Source organism: Frankia tisae (assembly GCF_025403405.1).
Classification (GTDB): Bacteria; Actinomycetota; Actinomycetes; order Frankiales; family Frankiaceae; genus Frankia; species Frankia tisai.
In genome coordinates this window covers 1-609 of sequence record NZ_JANEZT010000779.1, presented here as the reverse complement: position 1 = coordinate 609, position 609 = coordinate 1, and the positions used below count along the sequence as shown (strand labels likewise).

General features: G+C 75.0%; 1 protein-coding gene. It reads right to left on the bottom strand.

Features of this window, described 5'->3' with window-relative positions; genetic code table 11:
• The coding region (locus tag NBZ85_RS31645; RefSeq protein ID WP_261563483.1) for a TetR family transcriptional regulator at positions 1-565 on the bottom strand (565 nt) is incomplete at its 3' end.
• Positions 566-609 lie beyond the last annotated feature (44 nt).

Sequence of the window (609 nt, the reverse complement as noted above, 5' to 3'; positions counted from 1 at the left end):
GGGCGGGACGCAGCCCGTCGACGAGCAGCGCGAGGTAGCGGCGGCGGTCGAGGCCCGCCGGGTCGTCGGGGCGCACCGTGGCCAGGGCCATCACGATGACCGCGGACAGGTCCCGGCGCTCCAGCTCGGGGCGCACCACGCCGGCATCGCGGGCGCGGCCGAGCAGGCGTTCCATCGACTCCAGGTAGTGGTGTACCCCCTCGACGTGGAAGGCGTCGGTCTCGCGGGCGAGAGCGAGGATCACCTGCCGGCCGGCCAGCGCCGCCACCGTGGCGTCCAGCGCGCCGACGAGATCGCGCCACGGGTCGTCGGTCTCCCGCGCCACCTGCGGCACGATTTCGGTACTGACGAGATGGTCGAACACGGCGCGCAGCAGCTGGTCACGGTTGCGGAACCGGCGGTAGACGGTGGCGACGCCCACCCCGGCCCGCCGGGCCACCTCCTCGAGGGTCACGGCCCGCCCGACATCCTCGAACGCCTGGTCGGCCGCGGCGATGATCCGCTCGTAGTTGCGCGCCGCGTCGACCCGCAGGCCCCGTCCGCCCCGCTCGCCCGATGCCGCCATCGGGACACGCTAGCAGCGCGCGATCCGACCGCGCGCTGCTAGCG